General features: G+C 73.1%; 13 protein-coding genes. 6 read left to right on the forward strand and 7 right to left on the reverse strand.

The genetic code is table 11. The features are described from left to right. Positions 1-27: 27 nt before the first annotated feature. Both OG975_RS09840 and OG975_RS09845 read right to left on the reverse strand, forming a co-directional pair. Positions 28-1,383 (reverse strand): HEXXH motif domain-containing protein, encoded by a 1,356-nt coding sequence (locus OG975_RS09840; protein WP_406328756.1) that lies wholly within the window; start codon positions 1,381-1,383, stop codon positions 28-30. Continuing rightward, positions 1,380-2,675 carry an FxsB family cyclophane-forming radical SAM/SPASM peptide maturase gene (locus OG975_RS09845; protein WP_406328757.1) on the reverse strand — a complete coding sequence of 432 codons (1,296 nt, stop codon included), beginning with the start codon at positions 2,673-2,675 and terminating at the stop codon, positions 1,380-1,382. The genes OG975_RS09840 and OG975_RS09845 overlap by 4 nt, the downstream gene beginning before the upstream one ends. A gap of 292 nt (positions 2,676-2,967) precedes the next feature. Here OG975_RS09845 and fxsA point away from each other — a divergent pair, with 292 nt between their 5' ends. From fxsA to OG975_RS09860, 3 genes are all read left to right on the forward strand, one after another. Then, entirely contained in the window at positions 2,968-3,186 is a 219-nt protein-coding gene (fxsA, locus tag OG975_RS09850; RefSeq protein WP_381251053.1) for an FxSxx-COOH cyclophane-containing RiPP peptide, read from the forward strand. A gap of 147 nt (positions 3,187-3,333) precedes the next feature. Then, positions 3,334-7,017 carry an FxSxx-COOH system tetratricopeptide repeat protein gene (gene fxsT / locus OG975_RS09855; RefSeq protein WP_406328758.1) on the forward strand — a complete coding sequence of 1,228 codons (3,684 nt, stop codon included), beginning with the start codon at positions 3,334-3,336 and terminating at the stop codon, positions 7,015-7,017. A 94-nt stretch (positions 7,018-7,111) separates the two neighbouring features. Then, complete coding sequence (locus tag OG975_RS09860; RefSeq protein WP_406328759.1) at positions 7,112-8,128, forward strand: hypothetical protein; 1,017 nt, start codon at positions 7,112-7,114, stop codon at positions 8,126-8,128. Here OG975_RS09860 and OG975_RS09865 read toward each other — a convergent pair. From OG975_RS09865 to OG975_RS09880, 4 genes are all read right to left on the reverse strand, one after another. After that, positions 8,106-10,427 (reverse strand): hypothetical protein, encoded by a 2,322-nt coding sequence (locus OG975_RS09865; RefSeq protein ID WP_406328760.1) that lies wholly within the window; start codon positions 10,425-10,427, stop codon positions 8,106-8,108. The two genes, OG975_RS09860 and OG975_RS09865, sit on opposite strands and share 23 nt — an antisense overlap. Before the next feature lie 69 nt (positions 10,428-10,496). After that, positions 10,497-11,630 carry a hypothetical protein gene (locus tag OG975_RS09870; protein ID WP_406328761.1) on the reverse strand — a complete coding sequence of 378 codons (1,134 nt, stop codon included), beginning with the start codon at positions 11,628-11,630 and terminating at the stop codon, positions 10,497-10,499. Beyond that, complete coding sequence (locus tag OG975_RS09875; RefSeq protein ID WP_406328762.1) at positions 11,627-12,517, reverse strand: hypothetical protein; 891 nt, start codon at positions 12,515-12,517, stop codon at positions 11,627-11,629. Before OG975_RS09875 ends, OG975_RS09870 begins: the two co-directional genes overlap by 4 nt. Positions 12,518-12,590: 73 nt before the next feature. Then, positions 12,591-13,817, reverse strand: a complete 1,227-nt coding sequence (locus OG975_RS09880; protein WP_406328763.1) for a hypothetical protein — start codon at positions 13,815-13,817, stop codon at positions 12,591-12,593. 515 nt (positions 13,818-14,332) lie between these two features. On the opposite strand from OG975_RS09880, the gene OG975_RS09885 reads away from it, so the two are divergent. The 3 genes from OG975_RS09885 (at position 14,333) to OG975_RS09895 (ending at position 20,063) form a co-directional block, all read left to right on the forward strand. Beyond that, complete coding sequence (locus OG975_RS09885) at positions 14,333-18,208, forward strand: Pls/PosA family non-ribosomal peptide synthetase (protein WP_406328764.1); 3,876 nt, start codon at positions 14,333-14,335, stop codon at positions 18,206-18,208. Positions 18,209-18,285: 77 nt separating this feature from the next. Beyond that, a complete protein-coding gene (locus OG975_RS09890) occupies positions 18,286-19,665 on the forward strand; it encodes a M1 family metallopeptidase (protein WP_406328765.1) in 1,380 nt (459 codons plus the stop codon). A gap of 23 nt (positions 19,666-19,688) precedes the next feature. Beyond that, positions 19,689-20,063, forward strand: coding sequence for a YchJ family protein (locus OG975_RS09895; RefSeq protein ID WP_406336223.1), 375 nt, complete (start codon positions 19,689-19,691; stop codon positions 20,061-20,063). Positions 20,064-20,066: 3 nt separating this feature from the next. On the opposite strand, the gene OG975_RS09900 is transcribed toward OG975_RS09895, so the two are convergent. After that, the gene (locus OG975_RS09900) at positions 20,067-20,768 is read right to left on the reverse strand and encodes a FadR/GntR family transcriptional regulator (RefSeq protein ID WP_406328766.1); all 702 of its coding nucleotides are present in this window, start codon (positions 20,766-20,768) and stop codon (positions 20,067-20,069) included. Between the last annotated feature and the right edge of the window lie 40 nt (positions 20,769-20,808).

Raw genomic sequence — 20,808 nt, forward strand, 5'->3', positions numbered from 1 at the left:
GTCGTTACGGCGGGTGCATGGTCGTCGTCACACGGACAGTGCCCGCGCCCTCCCGTTGCGGTCGTGCCAGGCCGCGCGGTGCGCCCGTGCCTCGGCCTCGGCCCGGCGCAGGGCCGGGTCCGGCACCGGCAGCCGGCACAGGGTGTCGAGGGTGTCGAGCATCCGCCCGGCGAACCGCTGCCCGAGCGGGGTGAGCCGGCCGGAGTCCAGGAGCACGAGGGTCGCCTCCCGGGTGGCCGAGCGCCAGCGGGCGAACCGGAGGTGCGCGGCGGCCCGCAGGGCGGCGTCCGGCTCCGTCTCGCGGCGCCGGTTCCAGAACTGTGCCACCCCCAGATGCGCGTACGCCCCGTGGAAGAGCCCCAGCAGCGGGCGCGGGTCACTGCGCCAGGGCGCGTAGTACAGCTCCTGGCCGCCCGCCTCGAACAGGTCGAAGAGGTGCAGCAGGGCCGCGAACTTGTTGTGCTGCATCTCGTGCGCCATCGTCACCGCGAACACGGTCCCCGTCGGGGGCAGCGACATGGCGACGCAGCCGAAGGTCTCCGCACTGCTTCCGCTGACGCTGCCCCGGGCGGTGCCGGTCAGCGGCACCAGGAGCCGCGGGCCGGCGGCCAGCTCCGCGTAGGTCTCCGGATGGTCGGCGCGCAGCAGCCGGCAGGCGTCCCGCGCGACCGACGCCCAGCGGCGCACCTCGTCGGCGCCGAGATCTCCGGGGCGCCCCTCCGCGTGCGGGAAGCACGACGGGTCCAGGGGGTCGAGCAGCAGCGGTGCGTCGGTGTCCAGGACGGTCAGCAGGTGGGCGCCCCGCCAGCGCCCCTTGCTCCGGTACGAATCCCTGGGCACCGTGACCGGGCCGGGAACGAGGGCCGATCCGGGTACGGCGATCCGGGCCCGGCCGTCGTCACCGACGCGCACCTCGACGCGCTCGCCGGGGCGGGCGCCGGGGAAGTGGGCCCTGCCGAGCGAGGGCAGCGCCACCCAGGGGCCCGCCGCCGGCCAGCGCACACGCATGGGCAGCCCGGCGCGGACGGCCGCCGCGGCGGCGAGCGTGGTGAACCAGTGCACCGGCGGCTGCGCGCCCTCGCGCCGTTGGGTCAGACGCGCGAGCAGGCCGAACAGTGCGGGACCGGCCGACGGATGGGTCAGGACGGCGGCCGCGGCGTCGGGTGCCGCGTTCCGGGCGGCGACGAGCAGCTCCCACGCCCGCTCGGCCTCTTGGGCCACGGCGCCCCCGGTGTCACGGGCGGCGGCCGTCACCGCGTACACGCAGGCGAGGCGTCGGCTGTGCTCGGCGCGGGCGAGCAGCCGAAGGGCCCCGGCCCCGCCGCATCCGGCGGCGACCTCGTCGAACAGCACGCCCGGCATGCGGTGCGGCAACGGCGTCATGCCACCTCCGACGACAACGAGGACGAAGACGAGAGCGAGGGCGAGAGCGAGGCCGCCGGCCGCGCGGACGGCGACATGGCCAGGCGTGTCACATCCTCGGCCAGGCGTCCGCGCACGCGTCCGATCAGTGCCGCCAGGTCGGCGCAGTACACGCTCGGGTTGGCGAACCCCGTGTCGTGGCGGTACCGGTTCGCGTAGTGGCCGCCCCCGCACACCCGGTGCAGCGGGCAGGCGCGGCACTCGGCGCACAGTCCGTCGGCGCCCCACTGGCGGGCCGCGACGCCGGGATGGCGCAGCAGCGCGTCGAAGGAGTGGCGCTCCACGTCGAGCCCGGTGCGCGCGGCCCCGGCGTACGCGGTGCGCAGACTGTCGTCCTGGGCCAGCGAGCCGTCGGTCTCCACCACCGCGTAGCGCACCGGGGACAGTCCGAGGGCCTCCGTCTGCGGTTCGGCTCCCAGCAGAAGGGCCATCAGGTCGTCGAGGAGGCGTACGCCGGTCTCGCGCACGGCCGCCCCGTACCAGCGCTCGAAGACGGCCCACAGCCAGTCCGCGTACGGGGTGCGCCGCCCACCGGGGTCGAGGCCGGGCGGCGGCGTGCGCCAATTGCCCAGCGGCAGAAGGAAGTCGACGGTGGGCGGGCGGTGGGAGAGCAGGTCCTCATAGGTGCGTACGGGGTCGTTGCGCAGGTCGATCGTGCACAGCAGCGCGGCGAACAGCGGCCGGTAGGGCTCGCTCGCCAGCAGCCGCAGGGCCGCGTCGACCCGGGCATGGCTGCCGCGCCCGTCGGCGCCCCGGCGGTGCCGGTCGTGGGCGGCGCGTCCGCCGTCGGTGCTCACCCCGATCCGGATGCCCAGTTCGCCGCAGAGGTCGAGCCGTTGCTCGGTCAGGCGTACGCCGTTGGTCTGCAGGGACAGACGCAGCCGTACGCCGTCGCCTACGGCCGCGCGCAGGGTCGAGGCCGTGCGGGCGAGCGCGGCGTCGCCGGCGAGCAGGGGTTCACCGCCGTGCAGGACGACGCCCGCCTCGTACAGCCCGTGCCCGGACAGGTGCTCGGCGATCCGCTCGGCCGTGCGCTCGACGGTGGCGGGGGCCATGGTCCGCGGCTGCGCGCGCCAGCTCTGGTCGTGCGAGCGGTACATGTAGCAGTAGTCGCAGGCCAGGTCGCAGCGGCTGTGCACCTTGAGGACGAAGGAGTGGATCGGGTACGGGACCCAGCCGGCCGTCTCCCGTGCCACCACGTCGGCAGCCCTCGGCCAGGGCGGCTCTGCATGGCGCAGTGGCGGTCGACTCATCCGCTTCCCCCCGAAGATGTGCGCCGCCGTCCCCGTCGTATGTCCCCGTCGTACTTCAGGACCTGGCGCACTCTGTTTGACCAGTATTCGTTCGGGGTGCGGCGAGCGTCAACATCACGAATGAGCCAACGGGTTCCGTATTGCGGGCAGTTGACGAAGCACGGGGCGCACGACCGCTGCCGCGCGGGCAGGGGGTGGCGTTACGCTGAAGTGGACATCGGTCACCCGCTCCGCGTCCACGCGGGCGGGCCGCAGCCGCACAGCGGTCCACGAACATCCTGGAGTGGACACCATGGCAGTTGCCGAGGGAGCCACCCCCGCCGAGCCGGGTACGGGCGAGGGCCGGGGTCCGGTGCCCGACGCCCAGTCCGTCGTCCTGGACATCGCCGGACTGGCACTCGAAGACGTCGCCGCCCTGCCGGACTCCGTGCTCGGCGCGCTGCTGCGCCGGGTGCACGACAGCTGCGCGGCGGGCGACCCGTTCGTCACCGGGCACACCGAGAGCGCGTGAGCGAAGTGGGCGGGGTGCGGGCGACCCGCGGATCTGACGTACACCGGGCGTGCACAGCCGGGGGTGGGGCGGCGAGCCCTATACTGACACCCTCGCATGTCCGTTATGTCCACCTTCCGTTGCTGTGCCGCGCCGAGCGGAGAGGTCATGCCAGACGCCAACCCCCTTGACCGCGCAGGTTCGTTCACCATCTTCTTCACCACGTCGGAGAACCTCGGGCTGAGCACCACGCTGCGCAACGCGGCGGACATCCTCGCCGAGGGCAACCGCAGTGTGCTGCTCGTGGACGGCCGCTCCGGCGATCCGGCGGACGGCCTGCCGGTGCCCGACCCGGTGCCTGGGCTGGTTTCCACCGCGACACTCACCACCCCGGCGGCGCTGACCGCGCTCGCCGGCGACCCCGTCGCGGCCCGCTACGACCACGTCCTCGTCGAGGCTCCGGTGCCGGACGCTCCCGGCGCCGTGGAACCCACCCGGCTCGTGGGGTTCGCCGACGCGGTCGTCATCTGCTTCGCATTGACCGCCTGGTCCATCGACGGTGCCGCCGCCCTCGCCGAGGACCTGTCCGGCGCGCAGAGCGACCGGCCCGTCCGGGTGCTCACCCTCGGGCTCAAGAGCGATGTCGGGGTCCACGACCGGCTGCGGGACGCGCGCGAACGGGTGCGCCGCAAGTTCGGGCCGCTCGCCCAGGCCCGCGAGGAGCGCGAGTTCCCCTTCCTGGAGATCCCGTACAACCCGCTTTACCTGGACAGCCGCAGCCTCGCCGTCGAGACCGAGGGCGTCGGCACCGTCACCGGTCTGCGTCCCTACTACGAGCGGCTCGCCGACTGGCTTCGGGTGCGCCGCCCGGCCCGGTTCACCCACGTCACCGTCGTCCACTCCGCACGGCACGCCCTCTGGGCGGCCTGGCTGCAGGACCGGCTCGGCGAACGGGGCGTGCGGACCGTACTGCGCAGGGACGACACCTACGCCGGTGAGCGCCCTTCGGCCGGTGCGGCCCTGCTCTTCCTCTCGCCGGGTGACGCGGACGACACCCTGCTCGAACAGATCGGCGCCCTCTCCCACACCGATGTGCGGATCGTCCTGGTCGACGAGCCGTTCCCGCACACGGCGGCGGCCCACCACGAGCGGATCGACCTGCGCGACACCACCGAGGACGAGGCGCTGCGGCTGCTCTGCACCACCCTCGGCCTCGACCCGGCGGGGCCCCGCGAGGGCACGCGGGGCGCACGCTTCCCGCGGCTGCCCGAGACCACCAACGTCGCCCCGCGCAACGGCGATTTCATCGACCGCGACGCCCTGCTGGCGACGCTCGACGAGCAACTGCGGGCGGCCGGCCGCGAAGGCGGCTGCCTGGTGCTGCACGGCCCCAGCGGCTGGGGCAAGAGCGAGACCGCCCGGGAGCTGTGCCACCGCTACGGCGCCCGGTACGACGTGGTGTGGTGGGTGCGCGCCTGGGAGACGCTGCGAGTGCAGCGCGGTCTGGCCCGGCTCGCCGGCCGCCTCGGCACCGCGGAGGACCAGCTCGGCATCGTCGCACCCGACGGCGGCGTCTCCCGGCTGCTGACCCGCCTGTCACGCCCCGACTCCGACTCGGGGAACTGGCTGATCGTCTACGACGGTGTGGTCGACCCCGCCGAGCTGCACGGTCTGCTGCCCGTTCCGCACGAGCGCGGCCATGTACTGATCACCAGCCGCGTCGCGCCGCCGGAGCGGCAGCCGGACGCCCGCCCACCGCATATGACGGCCACCGCCATCGGACCCATGAGGCCCGCCGAGTGCCGCGCCCTGCTGTGCGAGCGGCTCCCGGAGATCACCGAGGACCAGGCCCAACAGGTGGGCAGCGTGGTGGACTCCGTCCCGCTCGCCCTGCATCTGGCCGCCCACTGCCTCGCCGAGCGGGCCGACGCCCACCGGCGCGACGATCACATGGGGCCGGACGCCGCGGCCCGCGCGGCTGTCGCGGACCTCCTCGCCGAGTACCGCACCTGCAAGACGGAACTCCTCGGTGAGACCGGCTCCGTACCGCCCGTCGCCGTCATGGTGCGGGTGGCCCAGAACGTCGCGGGGGCCACCCCGGGCGCCGCCGCCTGGCGCGCCGAGAGCCCCGCGCACGACGCCCTGGGCTGGCTGCTGGGCGCCGCCTCCCTGCTCACCGGGCGCGGCACCGGCCTGGAGCTGCTGCGCTCGCGCCGCATCCTGTCCGAGCTGGCCCGCGACGACTCGGCCGAACCCGAGGCCGTCGAGGGCACCCTTCGCCACCGGCACCCCGACGACGTACAGCTGCCCGACGAGCACATGGTGAGCGTCGCCCTGTGGGCTCTGGCCCAAGTGGGGCTGCTCGACGTCGACTTCGACCGCAAGGAGCAGCCCCTCGTACAGCATCACGCGCTGCGCGACCTGATCCGCGACGGCATGGACCCCGCCAAGCGGGAGCACGTCGAGTCGGTGCTGCGCAGTGTGCTCGCCGAGTACGTACCGCAGGAGGACCAGGACCTGCCCGCCGACTGGGCGCGCGAGGTGTACTCGCTGCGGCTGTGGGAGGACTCCCGGCCCCGGGTGCGCCGCTCGATGCTGCGCCATCTCAACGCGCTCAGCCAGCGCGGCGAGAGCGCCGACCTCGCCCGCCTCCTCGACATCTCGGGGCGGGCCCGCGAGGCATGGCGGGCCGACGGCGACGAGCAGACGCCCGAGTATCTGCGGCTGCTCAACCTCACCGCCCGCGCCCACCGCCTGGGCGGCGACTACGAGTGCTCCCGCGAGCTGTCCCAGGAGGCGCTGCGCGGTCACCGCAGGCTGCTCGGCCTGACCCACCCGCGCACCCTGCTGTCGGCCGACTCGCATGCCGCGACCCTGCGGGCCCTCGGCCGCTTCGAGGACGCCCTGATCCAGATCAGGCCCGCCCTGGAGGGGCTCACGCTGCTGCTCGGCTCGAAGCATCCCGCCACGGTCCAGGTCGAGCACAACCTCGCCCTCACCGAGGCGCTCACGGGACGTGTCTCCGTCGCCCTGGGCCGTCTCCAGGCACGCTTCCGCTACCGGCAGGCCGTCGGCGGCAAGGAGGACCCGATCGCCTGGCGCGCGGCCGATCTGCTCGCGTACCTGTACCGGATGAGCGGGCGCGACGGCGAGGCACGGGACCTGCTGCGCCAGCGGCTGCGCCGGTACGGCGACACCTGGGACGGGGGGCGCCTGAAGACGGAGGTCGGCCTGGCCGTCAGCGAGCGCCGCCTCGCCGACGGCTTCCCCGCCGTCAAGGATCCCCGCTACGGCTTCGAGATGGCCCACGAACGCGACCTGCGGGCCTTGAAGCTGTACGTCAGCCGCTTCGGCGCCGACCGCTTCGACACGCTGCGCTGCCAGTTCAGTTACGCCGCGGATCTGCACGCCCTCGGCAAGGTGGAGGAGGCCGAACAGCAGGCGCGCCAGTGCGGGGACGCGCTGGCGGCCCGGTTCGGTGTGGGGCACCCCTACACGGGGCTCAGCCAGGTCCGGCACGCGGTGTATCTGCGGTCGATGGGCGAGGTGCAGCGCGCGGAGGACGAGGGCCGCGCCGCCGTGCACCTGCTGTCCCACAAGGTCGGCCAGTCCCACCCGTGGGTGGCCGTCGCGGAGAACTCCCTCGCCGCCACCCTGGCCGCGGCCGACCGCACCGACGAGGCCGCCCAGCTCGCCCGCAGCGCCCTGAACCGGCTGCGCGACCTCGGCGTCGCTCACCGCCCCGACGGACGGCGGGTGCGGGCCCACCACGCACGGCTGACCGGATCCGACACATCCCGCCCGGTGCCTCCGTCGGGCTTCGACATCGACCTGGAGCTGCCCGGGCTGTAAGAAGAAGACGGACACACGGACACGAGGAAGGCACCGGCACGGGACGCCGGCCCGCACGGGCGTCCCCGCAGTCCCCAGCGAAAGGCGAGCGCACGTGGCAGCCCCGGCACCGCACCGTACGGAGACCCTGAGGGAGTATCACTGGTCGGCCGAACGCCACGGCTGGATCACGGAGTTGTGCGAGGAGGCGGCCGTCGCGGCCCCCGAGATCCGGTCGTTGTCCCACTACAGCAACGGCATCCTCGACTTCGTGGTCTGCCGCGCCGAGCGGGCCCCCCTCAGCAGTCTGGTCACCGAGGCCGACGACGACCTGCACGACGAGTCGCTGCCCGGCAGCCGGCTGCTGCTGTGCGCCCAGGACCTCGGCGCGGTGCTGCGTCCGCTGGGCACCGGAGAGCTGATGCGCACCGTCGTCGCCAACGGGCGCGGCGGCCTGTGGGGCGGCCGGGTCAAGCCCGGCGAGTACCTGGCGGCGCTCGCCGACGGCCCCGACCGCGTCCCCGCCATGGACGACGCCATGAACTGCCTGGTCACCCGGATCCGTACCGAAGTGCACAGGCTGCCCGACGAGTTGCCCGGGGGTGACCCGGACGCGAAGCCCCGGCTCGTCTCCGCGGACACCGAGAACGCGGCACTGCGCGTCGACTTCGGCACGGCCGCCGCGCCCGTCCCGGCCTACGAGCAGCGGCTGCGCTCCCTGTGGCACCACCATGTGAACACCACCGACCTCCAGTACGCGGGCTACTACCGCGACTGGACGCTGGTGTGCGTCGGCGACGTCTTCGACGCGCCCGAACTCGGTCCGCGCTTCATGGATGTGAGCGTGCGCAGTCGGCGCACCTCCTACCGGGACCTCTCGCGGGGCCTGCGCGGCCACGTGGTCCGCCTCACCGACGCGCTGCATCTCGTGGCCCCGGCCCCGGCCGGTCTGGCGCCCATCGACCGACTCGTCCTCGATGTACAGGAAGGCGCGGTCTACGTCGCCTGGCTCTCGCCGCGCGAGTTCGTCGTCGGTGTCACCCTCGACCAGACGCAGGTCGCCCGCGCCGAGGCCCGGTTGCACGGGCTCGCGCACGCGCTGGGCGAGATCACGGCACAGTCGCCGCGCTGAGCGTGCCCCACACCTCCTCGGCGAGCACCTCCACCGTGCGGGCCGCCGTCAACGGGTGCGCCTGGCCGGCGCTGCCCAGCAGATGCACCGGCAGCACCTCGACCGCGGTCTCGTACTCCCGGCAGATCCGGCGCAGTTCGCTCAGCTGGTCGTCGGTCGGCACACCCCGCAGCGCGGTGCGGTGCCAGGCCGCGACGGATCCCCGGAAATCCTCCGTCAGCGCCCGTACCAGCGTGGCGCAGCCCAGGGCGCCGAGCTCCGCGGGCGTCGCGGCGCTGCGTCGCGTCATGGTCCGCCCGGCCACCCGCCGGGTGACCGTGTCGAGGACCGCGAGCGCCTCCCGGAACCGGCGTCGCACCGGTCCCGGCAGATCGGCGGCGGCCTGCTCCGGCTCGGACGGGGACTCGGGCACCGGCCCGGTGAGCTGCGGCGTGGACGGCTCGGTGCGCGGCAACGCCGCACCCGGGCGCGCTTCCAGCGTCAATGTGGCCATCGCCTGGCGCAGTTCGGTGAGCTGGGCGGTCTGCCGCTCCAGGTCGCGGCGCATCCGCTCGCCCAGCTGGACGAGGTCCTCCTCGCGCCGTACCTCCTCCAGCCGCCTGCCGAGCTGCCGCAGCGCCTCGTCGACGCTCTGCGCGAACGGCCCCTGCCGGTACACCAGCGGCCGGGAGCCGATCGAGCGCGCCAGGCGGTCCTGCATGGGCTGCGACACATGGCCGTTGACCACGAGCAGCGCCTCGAACCGTGCCGGATGCACCGCGTTGCGCAGTCCGTGCACATGGGCGGCGATCCGTTCCGCGTCGCCCGCGAGGAGGACGGAGCGGGTGAGGATCACCGCGAGATAGGTGTTGGGGGCGGGGGCGAGCCAGTACAGCACCTCCTCGTCGGTGTCCGGCGGGGAGGACACCCGGGCCGGGACCGGGTCGCTGGAGGCGATGCGCCACTGCCCCAGGTCGAGGGCCTTGTGCACGTCGGCCGTGACCTCCCGCTTCGAGACCTTCTCGTGCAGGAAGCTCACCGCCTCCAGTACGGCCGCGGCGGTCACCTCCCGTACGGCGCCGTGGCGGTCCTCGCTGAGCTGCCAGGCCTGGCGGCAGGTCCTGAGCACCTCGCGGGGTACGCCCTCGGTCAGCTCGTACAGCAGCCGCAGCGCGTCCGGGCCGAACGGGCCGGAGGACCGGCGCGGCCGCGGGATACTCCGGTCGGGGCCCGCCTCGACGTAGGCCGCGACCAGTTCCCCGGTGAGGCGCTCGCTGAAGCCGGTCGGCCACAGCTGGACCACTCGTTCGTGCACGCTCGCCCGCAGCGCCTGGAGTCCGTCCGGCGAGACGCAGAACACCAGGAGACCGCCGCGGCTCGCATAGATGTTGACGAGGCGTTCGAAGGCGTCGACGAAGGTGCGCCGGTTCTCCTCGGGCCAGTCGAGAACCTTCTCCAGGGAGTCCATCAGCAGCACATAGGGGCTGCCCACCCGGCCGTGCAGGAATCCCTGGACCGCCAGCGCGTCGAAGACGCGGTCTATGCCGGCCGCGGCGTACTGCTGTCCGCCGGCTCCGCCCGACGGGCCGATGGCCTCGGTGATGCCGCGCTCGCGCAGTGGCTCGGCGGGCTCCTCGCCGTTCAGCCACTTCCACACCATCCTGGTGAACGGCGGCTCCTGGAGCAGCGCCAGCGCGGTGGCGAAGCGGCGGTGCTCGGTGACCTCGCCCAGTGTGCCGCGCAGGTCCGCGTGGATCACCTCCGGGTCGTAGCGCAGCGCCGACACCACTTTGTCCGGGTCGAGGCTGCGGTCCCGCAGTCCTGCGGCGATCTCGTCGAGTGTGCCCAGGCGCGGATCGCTGCCCTGTTCGCCGACGCGGTTGGCGGTCACGTACGCGTAATAGTCCCGGACCAGTTCCTCGAAGGCGCGGCGTCCGCGGGAGGTGTCGCCGGGGCCGCGCAGCCGGTCCCGGTACATCCGGCCCATGTCCTGGGCCGGTTCGTCCACGATCCACATCGCGGGGTTGTCCGGGCGCGCGCCGAGCGCCGCGTACACCTCGCGCAGGGCGTGGCTCTTGCCCAGCCCGAAGTCGCCGACCAGGGCGATCGTCCTCCCGCGCCGGCCACCGGCGGGACGTTCGGCGAGGTAGTCGTCGACGAGTTGGGAGAGCTCCTTGAGGGTCGGCGTGCCGACGGTCGCGTTTCCGGAGTCCGCCGCTTCGACCGGCGCGGCCCCGAGGTCGGCCGAGGGGCCGAGGCGCACGACTGGGATCAGCGGGAAGGGGTTGTCGTGCCAGATGTCTCCACTGACTGAGGCCACGATGGCACTCCTCGTGTTTCCGATGACGTCGATGCGAGGGGCGGGCGGGTGCGGGGGTGCGGGGCCGGGTCAGGAGCCCGTGGACGGGCCGGGCGGATGGGGCAGCGCGTTGGGGCCGCCGGGTGTGGTGCGCCGCAGGGTCGCCAGGTCCGGACCGGACCGTCCCGACGTGTGCCGGGTGAGCTCGTCGGCGGTGATCCGCACGGGTCTGCCCGCGTGTCGTTGCCCTTCGGCCACCGCGTGGAAGACGCGCCGCAACTCCCGTACGTCGGCGGGCTGCCACTGCTCGTGGGCCCGGAGCAGCTCGTCCCTGAGGCTCTGCGCGGTCCGAGGGGGCGCGCTGTCCGGGTCGGGATGGCCCGAGCGGGCGCTCTGGCTGAATTTCAAGGTGTCCTCCGGCCTGAGGCTGCCGAGTGCGAGGTGGGTGACCGCGGCGCTGGGCAGCAGCTCCGCGACCACCTCGTTCGCCGTCTCGGTCGTTCCATGGCTGACTTCGACGAGAAGTACGATCCGGCTCTGTGCATGACTCAAGCAGGTCTTGAGGAATCTGGTCCGCACACCCACGTCCTTCCAGTCGATGTGGGGAACCACGGCGAACAGCAGTGCGTCCTGCTGGGCCAGCAGGGCGCTGATCGCGCTGAACGCCTTCAGCGGGGATTCCTGGGACAGCGCCGGATCGAGTCCGGCGCCCTCGAATTGCGTGCGCAGTGTGGTGACGACCTTGTCGCGGATGGTGGCGTTGATGGTCGGGGTCGACGCGAAGTCGCCGTTCTCGTCGATGCTGATGGCGCGGCCGTCGTTGCCGTACCCGGCGGTCATCGCGACGATGTGCCGCGGCGGACGGCGGGTGCCGGGCGGCGCGGTGCGGACCAGCTCGTTCAGCTGCGCGATGTACTGTCCGGCCCGGTAGATGCACTGGTGGATGAGGGTGGTCTTGCCCATGCCGACCGGCCCGGTCACCACCACCAGGCGCCCTTGGTCCACGCCGGGCGTGACCAGGTCCGCGAGTCTGAGCAGGCACTGCTCGAAGAGGTCCAGCTGCTCCCGCGCGTGGTCGACGTCCACCCACTGGCCGGCGTGGCTCTCGTCCTCCCACGGCACCAGCGGGTGGTCGTCCCTCGGCGGGACGGCGAAGCCCGGCAGGCTCTGTCTGCTGCCCGGTACGTACACCCCGTACGGGTTGTCCTGGATCGGCGCGTTCATGCGGGCGCTCCCGGGGTCGCGGGGGCGGGGCGTGCCCGCAAAGTACGCCATCTCCAGTACAGCGCACGGCCGTTGAGGTCCGACACGGTGCGCAGCTGCCGCTCCACGGACTGCCGTACACCCTGTGCTTCCTGGGCGCGGGCGCCCAGGCCGAGGAACGCGCCGTCGCGGGCACTCGGGAGCGGACGGGCCAGCGGCAGCTCACCGGCCAGTCGCCGGGCGGTGTCGCGTCGTGCGCCGGGTCCGGACACCTGGAGAAGGGGGCCGATCAGCGCGTCACGCGCGGCGAGCACCGCCGTGTGGTCGGCGTCGGGCCGGCGCTCGTAGTCCGCCAGGTACTCCCTTGCCGCTGCCCTGAACGCCGCCGCGCCGGAGTCCAACTGCTGGGTGAGCCGGCGCCGTTCCGCCGATACGCGCTCCGAGAACTGTCCTCCGAGGGTGAGCAGGGCGCCGGCCCCCAGCAGGGGCAGCGACTTCAGGAACGTCACGAACCAGCCGTCCTCCGTGGTGCCGCCGGCCGCCGCGCCCGGGGAGTCGGATTCGGCCGCCATCAGCGCGGAGCACGCCCGTCCGAAGTCGTCCTGGCTCTGCTCGGCCCACTTCTCCAGCGTCATGCGGGCACCGGCCGCGGTGGGGATGACCGTCTCCTGGGCCGTCGCGCCGGCCTTCAGCAGACCGAGGCGTACGGCGGCCGTGACGAGGTCGCCGCGGTGCGCGGTGTCGAGGCAGTACACGAGTTGGGCGTCGCGCTCCCCTGATCCCCCGGGCGCCGCGAACGCCGGGGTGGGGGCGACGCCCCACCACACGAGTACCCCGAACAGCACGAGTGCCCCGGCGGTGACCGCCGTGCGCGTCGCCCGTAAGTCGTGCCCCATCCCCTGCCCCATGCGGACTCTCCCCGTCCGGCGACTGCCGTGCGCCGGTTCCCTCGTCTGGCTCCCCTGCCGGTACGGACCGCGGTTACGCCGGGGACCGGCCGTTCGCCAACGGCTCCCGCTCCGGCGGCTTTTCGCATGGGGAGGGACGCTCGTCGTCCGCGTCGAGTTCCCGGTGGCCGCGCCTTCGCCGCAGGCTCGGCGGATGTGCCAGCAGTACGTGTGACGTGCCGTACAGCAGGTTGACGGTGACCACGGCGGGGCCGACGGTGGCGACCGTGCCCGGGAAGTCACGCTCAACGGTGAGCGCGATGAGGACGGCCGTGATGCCGTTCTGCTGACTGAGCCCGAGCGCGATCCAGTCCCGCCGCTCAAGACCCCGTACGAACAGGGGCATGACGCCCAGCGCGACCACCGCCTGCGCGCCGAACGCGGCCACGCCCAGCACGAACCCCGTCAGCAGCGACACGCCTTGGGCGAGGAACAGTCCGAGGGCGAGGAACGCGGCCAGGAAGGCGCCGCCGACCGCGCGGTCGAGCGCCTTGCCGAACGCCGCCGTACGCACCACGAGTCCGGCCACCGCCACCGCGAGCATCAGCATGCTCCCCGCGGCGAGCACCAGCATCGCCACGACCAGCAGCCCCGCCGAAGCCGCCCCGGCACGCCGGGCGCGCGGCGAGGCGGGCACCTTGGCCGCCACCCTCCGGCCGGCCCACCACAGGAGCAACACCCCTGCCAGCAGTGCGGCGTTCAGGGCGAGCCCGGTCGCGTAACCGCGCGCGCCGCCGCCCGCGACCGCCGGTGTGCCCTCGTACCCCGCCTTCGTATAGGCGTAGCTCGCGACGTACAGCGTCAGCAGTACCGTCATCGGGTCGTCGAACGACGCCCACGCCGTCAGCAGTGAGCGGGCGCGCGGCGACATGCGTCCACTTCTGGAGAGGGCGGCGACGGACAGCGGGTCGATCTGGGCGACCGCGATACCGAGCACCAGGTATGCGGGCCGCCCGAACGACAGCACCATCACACCCGCGATCAGGGCCGCTTTGAGGACGACGCCGAGCGTCACGGCCGCCACCACGCCGAGCACGTCGGAGCGCACGGCTTCGAGGTCGATCGAGTACGTGCTGCCGTACAGGCCGACGGCGAGCAGGAGGCCCGCGCCGAAGAGATAACCGCTGGTGCCGACCAGTGCGGAGGGATCCACCGCCAGCCCGGCCAGCAGGCCGAGACCCAGCAGCCCGACTCCGCCGATCACGATGCCGGGAACCGACACCGGCAGCATCCAGGCACGGGCGCGTTCGGATGTCGCCACCGCCACTTCCCCCCTCGGTCCGCTTCTGCCGGGTCTGTTCGGGTTCGCCGCCTCCTGGCACGCAAGCTCGCCCCGCGGCCGTCCGCGGCCGTGGGGCAGGTGAATCGTAGGGGTCCCGAGTGCCGCGCGTAAGCCGAACACCGGCCTGCTGTACGGCGGTTGACCGTCGACCCATATGAATATCCGAAGTGGAGCGCCAAGGCCGCGTCGCACGGCCCCAACTTCACGATGCCCGTTCCCGGGCACCGCCGAACGCGAGGCTCGCAGGGCGTCTTGTGCTGTGTTACGTGGAGGTGTGGGCCAGATCTCGTCAGGATGACGTACCCCCACGTCAGAACTCTGGAATCAATGGTTCCGGTGCCCCGCAAAACCTCCTCGCATGGCTGATGACCAGGTCCGCGACTAGCGTCGTACTAAAATTGAAGGCTTGTTTGGAGTTGGACCGGAATATCCCCAGGCATACCTGCGGGCCCACCAGCTCCCCGGACGCTCCGGGAACAACACGTGAGGACCCGATGGCAGCCCTCCAGCAAGGCCCCGCACTCGCGTTGTCCGACGACGAGGTCCGTGCGGAGTTCGGCGACCGGGGGCGGTTCTCCGCCTCCCCGGCCGCCTCGCCGCGCACGCTCGTCGACATCCTCGACGCCTCCGTTCGGGCGTACGCCGACGAGCCCGCCCTGGACGACGGGCACCGCTGCCTCACCTACCGTGCCCTGGCCGTCGAGGTCGAGGCCCTGCGGCGGCGGCTCAGCGCCGCCGGGGTGGGCCTCGGCGACCGGGTCGGCGTCCGGGTCCCCTCCGGCACCAACGAGCTGTATGTCGCGATCCTCGCCGTACTGGCCGCCGGCGCCGCCTATGTCCCGGTGGACGCCGAGGACCCTGACGAGCGCGCCGAGCTGGTGTTCGGCGAGGCGGAGGTGCGCGCGGTCCTCGGAGCCGGACACGAGCTGACCGTGACCGGCCGCTCCGACGTTCCGGCCGCGCGGCCCGGGGTCGAACACGACGCGTGGATCATCTTCACCTCCGGCTCCACCGGCAGGCCCAAGGGCGTGGCCGTCAGTCACCGCAGCGCCGCCGCCTTCGTCGATGCCGAGGCCGGCCTCTTCCTCACCGAGGACCCGATCGGGCCCGGCGACCGGGTCATGGCGGGCCTCTCCGTCGCCTTCGACGCCTCCTGCGAGGAGATGTGGCTGGCCTGGCGGTACGGCGCCTGTCTGGTGCCCGTGCCGCGCTCCCAGGTGCGCAGTGGCGCCGACCTGGGGCCCTGGCTGGTCGAACAGGAGATCAGCGTCGTCTCGACCGTGCCGACGCTCGCCGCGCTCTGGGAGCCGGAGACTCTCAACGACGTACGGCTGCTGATCTTCGGCGGCGAGGCCTGCCCGCCCGAGCTGGTGCAGCGGCTCGTGACCGAGGGGCGGGAGGTCTGGAACACCTATGGGCCGACCGAGGCGACCGTCGTAGCCTGTGCCTCCCTGATGACCGGCGAGGAGCCGGTCCGTATCGGGCTGCCGCTGAACGGCTGGGAGCTGGCCGTCGTCGACGAGGCCGGGGAACCGGTGCCGATGGGCGGCAGCGGGCAGCTCGTGATCGGCGGGGTCGGGCTGGCCCGGTATCTCGACGCCGAGAAGGACGCGGAGAAGTACGCGCCGCTGGACTCGCTGGGCTGGGAGCGGGCGTATCGCAGCGGCGACCTCGTCAAGGCGGAGCCCGAGGGGCTGATCTTCCTCGGGCGGGCCGACGAGCAGATCAAGCTCGGCGGACGCCGGATCGAGCTCGGTGAGGTGGATACCGCGCTCCAGGCCCTGCCGGGCGTGGCGGGGGCCGCGGCGGCCGTCCGCACGGCCCGCGGCGGCAACCAGCTCCTCGTCGGCTATGTCGTCACCCAGGACGGCTGGGACCACGCCACCGCCGTCGAGAAGCTGCGCGCCGAGCTGCCCGCCGCCCTGGTGCCGCTGCTCGCCCCGGTCGACGACCTGCCCACCCGCACCTCCGGCAAGGTCGACCGGGCCGCGCTGCCCTGGCCGCTGGAGGGCCTGGAGACCGGTGGTGCGAAGGAACAGCTCTACGGCACCGAGGCCTGGCTCGCCGAGCAGTGGAGCGAGGTGCTCGGCATCCCCGTCGCCGGCGCGGCCGACGACTTCTTCGCGATCGGCGGCGGCAGCCTGGCCGCCGCCCAGCTGACCACCAGGCTGCGCACCCGCTATCCCAGCGCGGCCGTGCTCGACATCTACCAGCAGCCCGTCCTGCGCAAGCTGGCCCGGCACCTGGAGAAGTCCGCGCAGGACGACGGCGCCGCGCGGACCGTCGCGCCGGTGCCGGTGCGGGCCAAGCTGGCGCAGCTGCTCCTGCTGGTCCCGCTGTTCACCCTGCTCGGACTGCGCTGGACCGTGGCGCTGGCCGCGCTCGGCAACGTACTGCACTGGTTCGGCCCGTATCCGTGGGCACCGAGCGCGTCGTGGTGGCTCGTCGCCGCCGGGGTGCTCGTCTTCTTCAGCCCGCCGGGGCGGCTCGCGATCGCGGCGGGCGGTGCGCGGCTGCTGCTGCGCGGTGTCAGGCCCGGCCGGTACCCGCGTGGCGGAAGCGTCCATCTGCGGCTGTGGACAGCCGAGCGGCTCGCCGAGTTCAGTGGCGCGACCTCGCTCACCGGTTCCTGGCTGGAGCGGTACGCCCGTGCCCTGGGCGCCAAGGTCGGTGCGGACGTGGATCTGCACTCGCTGCCGCCGGTGACCGGCATGCTCAAGCTGGGCCGGGGGGCCGCCGTCGAGTCCGAGGTGGACCTGTCGGGGCACTGGCTGGACGGTGACCGGCTGGAGATCGGCGCGCTGAAGGTGGGCGCCGGTGCGGTGGTCGGGACGCGCAGCATGCTCTTCCCGGGGGCTCGGGTCGGCAAGCGGGCCGAGGTGGCCCCGGGTTCCGCCGTGGCCGGGCAGATTCCGACCGGGCAGCGCTGGGCCGGGGCGCCCGCGGTCAAGCTCGGCAAGGCGAAGCGGGCGTGGCCCAAGGAGCGGCCGCAGCGCGGCACGTACTGGCGGGCGATGTACGGGGCGACCGGGTTCGCGCTGACCGCGCTGCCCCTGCTCGCGGGTGTCGCCGCGCTCCTCGTGGGCCATGTGTTCGTGGGCGCGGACGCCGGGCTCGGCGAGGCCTTGCGCGGTGCCGCGCTCGCCCTGGTGCCGGCGACGCTCGCCTTCGGTCTCGCGTACGCGCTGCTGCTCCTGATCGCCGTACGGCTGCTGAGCCTGGGGCTGCGCGAGGGCACGCATCCGACCCACAGCCGCATCGGCTGGCAGTCCTGGACCGTCACTCAGCTGATGGACCGGTCCCGGCAGACACTGTTCCCGCTCTACGCCGGGTTGATCACGCCGGTGTGGCTGCGGCTGCTCGGCATGAAGATCGGGCGGGGCGCCGAGGTCTCCACCGTCCTCGCGCTGCCCAGCCTCACCACCGTCGGAGAGGGCGCCTTCCTCGCGGACGACACGCTGACCGCGCCGTATGTGCTCGGGGGCGGCTGGATGCGGATCGGGCGGGCCGAGATCGGCCGCCGGGCGTTCCTCGGCAACTCCGGAATGACCGCGCCGGGCCGCAGCGTGCCGGACGGCGGTCTGGTCGGGGTGCTGTCGGCGACGCCGAAGAAGGCGAAGAAGGGCAGCTCGTATCTGGGGCTGCCGCCGGTCAAGCTGCCGCGCTCGACACAGGACGGCGACCAGAGCCGTACGTACGACCCGCCCGCGCACCTGCTGTGGGCGCGAGGCCTGGTCGAGCTGTGCCGGATCGTGCCGGTGTTCTGCTCGGCGGCCCTGGCCGTGCTGACCGTGGCCGCGCTCAGCGCGCTGGGGGCCTGGGCCTGGGCGCTCGCCGGGCTCGTGCTGCTCGCCGTGGGCGCGCTCGCGTGCGTCCTGTCCATCGTGGCGAAGTGGGTGCTCGTGGGCCGGCACCGGGCCGGTGAGCACCCGCTGTGGAGCGGATTCGTCTGGCGCAACGAGCTCGCCGACACGTTCGTCGAGGTCGTGGGCGTGCCGTGGCTGGCCGGATCCGTGCCCGGTACGCCGCTGATGACGGCGTGGCTGCGCGGGCTCGGCGCCCGGATCGGCCGGGGCACCTGGGTCGAGAGCTACTGGCTGCCCGAGACGGACCTGGTGACGCTGGAGGACGCGGCGACGGTGAACCGTGGCTGTGTCCTGCAGACCCACCTCTTCCACGACCGGATCTTGCGGACGGATACTGTGGTCCTCCGTGAGGGCGCCACCCTGGGCCCGGGCGGAATCGTCCTGCCCGGCAGCACCGTCGGGGCCCGCTCCACCCTGGGTCCCGCGTCGCTCGTGATGGCGGCGGAGTCCGTTCCCGACGACACCCGCTGGCTGGGCAATCCGATCGAGGCATGGCGTTCATAGAAGACGTGATCGGATCGGATACGAAGGGCGGTACAGCGGCAGGTCGTACGAGCACAGGGCAGGGAGCAGACGCAGCAGTGAGCGTTCAGCAGACAGTGGGATCGGACCCGTACTTCCCGGTCAACGGTGATCCCCGTTACCGGGTGCACCGGTACGAGCTCGCGCTGGACTACCGCCCCGGCCCGAACCGGCTCTCCGGCACCGCGCGGCTCAACGCCATAGCGGGCCGTGCACCGCTCGCCGAGTTCCAGCTGAACCTGGCCGACTTCCGGATCGGCCGGGTCCGCGTCGACGGCAAGGCACCGCACTACACGCACCGCGGCGGCAGGCTGCGCATCCGCCCGCCGAAGCCGATCCGGGCCGGTGCCGCCTTCACCGTCGAGGTGCACTGGTCGGGCAACCCCAAGCCGGTCAACAGCCCCTGGGGCGGGCTCGGTTGGGAGGAGCTGGAGGACGGGGCGCTGGTGGCGAGCCAGCCGGTCGGGGCGCCGTCCTGGTACCCGTGCAACGACCGTCCGGCTGACAAGGCCTCGTACCAGATCTCGATCACCACACCCTCCGCGTACTCGGTGGTGGCGGGCGGCCGGCTGCTGACCCGTACGACGAAGGCGTCGACGACGACCTGGGTCTACGAGCAGGCGGCGCCGACGTCCAGCTATCTGGTCGGCTTGTCGATCGGGAAGTACCAGACGGTGCTGCTCGGCGACCCGGGCCTCGGCGGCGTACCGCAGTCCGGGCATCTGCCGGGGCATCTGCTCGCCGAGTTCTCCCGGGACTTCGCCCGGCAGCCCGCGATGATGGAGCTGTTCGAGGAGCTCTTCGGGCCGTATCCGTTCAGCGAGTACGCGGTGGTGGTGACGGAGGAGGAGCTCGATGTCCCCGTCGAGGCACAGGGGTTGTCGACGTTCGGCGCCAACCACGTGGACGGGGCGCGGGGTTCGGAGCGGCTGATCGCGCACGAGCTGGCGCACCAGTGGTTCGGCAACAGCGTCTCCATCGCGGACTGGCGGCACATCTGGCTGAACGAGGGCTTCGCGAAGTACGCGGAGTGGCTGTGGTCGGAGCGCTCGGGCGGCCGCACGGCACAGCAGCACGCCGCCACCGCGCACCGGAAGCTGTCCGCGCTGCCGCAGGACCTGATCCTGTCCGACCCCGGCCGCAAGCTGATGTTCGACGACCGGCTCTACGAGCGCGGCGGGCTCACCCTGCACGCGCTGCGCCACGCGATGGGCGACGACGCGTTCTTCCGCATGCTGCGCGGCTGGGCCACCCTGCACCGGGGCGGAGCGGTCACCACGGCGGCCCTCAGCGCGCACGTCTCCCGCTACACGGCCGAACCCCTGGACGACGTGTTCGCGGCCTGGCTGTACGAGCCGACGCTCCCGCCACTGCCGACGCCCGGCGCTCCGGTTCCGGCGCGGCCGTCCTACCCGCCGACGAACGCCGACTCGGCCTAGGCAGAATGGGCAGCATGGCAGCCATGACCAGTCGTTCCTGCCCCTGCGGGCTTCCCGAGCCGTACGCGAAGTGCTGCGGGCGTTTCCACCGCGGTGAGGCCGCGGCGCCGACCGCGGAGGCGCTGATGCGGTCGCGGTACGCCGCCTTCGTGCAGCGGGACGAGAAGTACCTGCTGCGGACCTGGCACCCGCGCACACGGCCCTCGTCGGTCGACTTCGACCCCGGGATGCGGTGGACCGGCCTGGAGATTCTCGGTACGAGTGACGGGTCGGCGTTCCACTCCACGGGCACCGTCACCTTCCGGGCCTCCTACCGGGGCGGCACGCTGCACGAGCGCAGCCGGTTCGAGCGGGTCGACGGTGCCTGGGTCTACGTCGACGGGGACTTCGCCGAGTAGCCGTCAGGGCGCGAGGATGTCCAGTTCGTGCAGCGCGCCGACGGTGATCTCGCGGGTGAGTTCCTCCGCGCGGACGGCGTCGCCCTCGCGGACGGCCTCCGCGACCTTGACGTGCAGGGTGACGGCCGCGGGATCGGGGTCCTCGAACATGACTTCGTGGTGGGTACGGCCCGCCAGGACCTCCGTGACGACGTCACCGAGGCGGGCGAACATCTCGTTGCCCGACGCGCTGAGGATCACCCGGTGGAAGGCGACGTCATGGACGAGGTACCCCTCCAGCTGATGGCCGCGTGACGTCGCGACCATGCCGAGCGCGCACTCGGTGAGCTCGGCGCACTGCTCCGCGGTGGCGTGGCGGGCGGCGAGGCCCGCGGCGACGGGTTCGACGGCGGAGCGCAGCACGGTGAGTGAACGCAGCTGGTGGGGGCGGTCGGCGCCGGCCAGCCGCCAGCGGATGACCTGAGGGTCGTACACGTTCCACTCGGCCTTGGGTCGGACCGTCACGCCGACGCGGCGGCGGGACTCGACGAGGTACATCGATTCGAGCACCCGGACCGCCTCACGCATCACGGAGCGGGACACCTCGAAGCGCTGCGCGAGCTCGTCCGTGCGCAGGACGCTGCCCGGCGGGTACTCACCCGCCGTGATCGCCGGCCCGAGGCATTCCAGTACATGTCCGTGCAGCCCCCGGCCCCGTGTGCTCATGGAGCCAGCGTACGAGGATGCCGCCGGGAACAAAAAGTCA

Origin of the sequence: Streptomyces sp. NBC_00203, assembly GCF_045206325.1 — a bacterium.
In the GTDB taxonomy this organism is placed as follows: Bacteria; Actinomycetota; Actinomycetes; order Streptomycetales; family Streptomycetaceae; genus Streptomyces; species Streptomyces lutosisoli.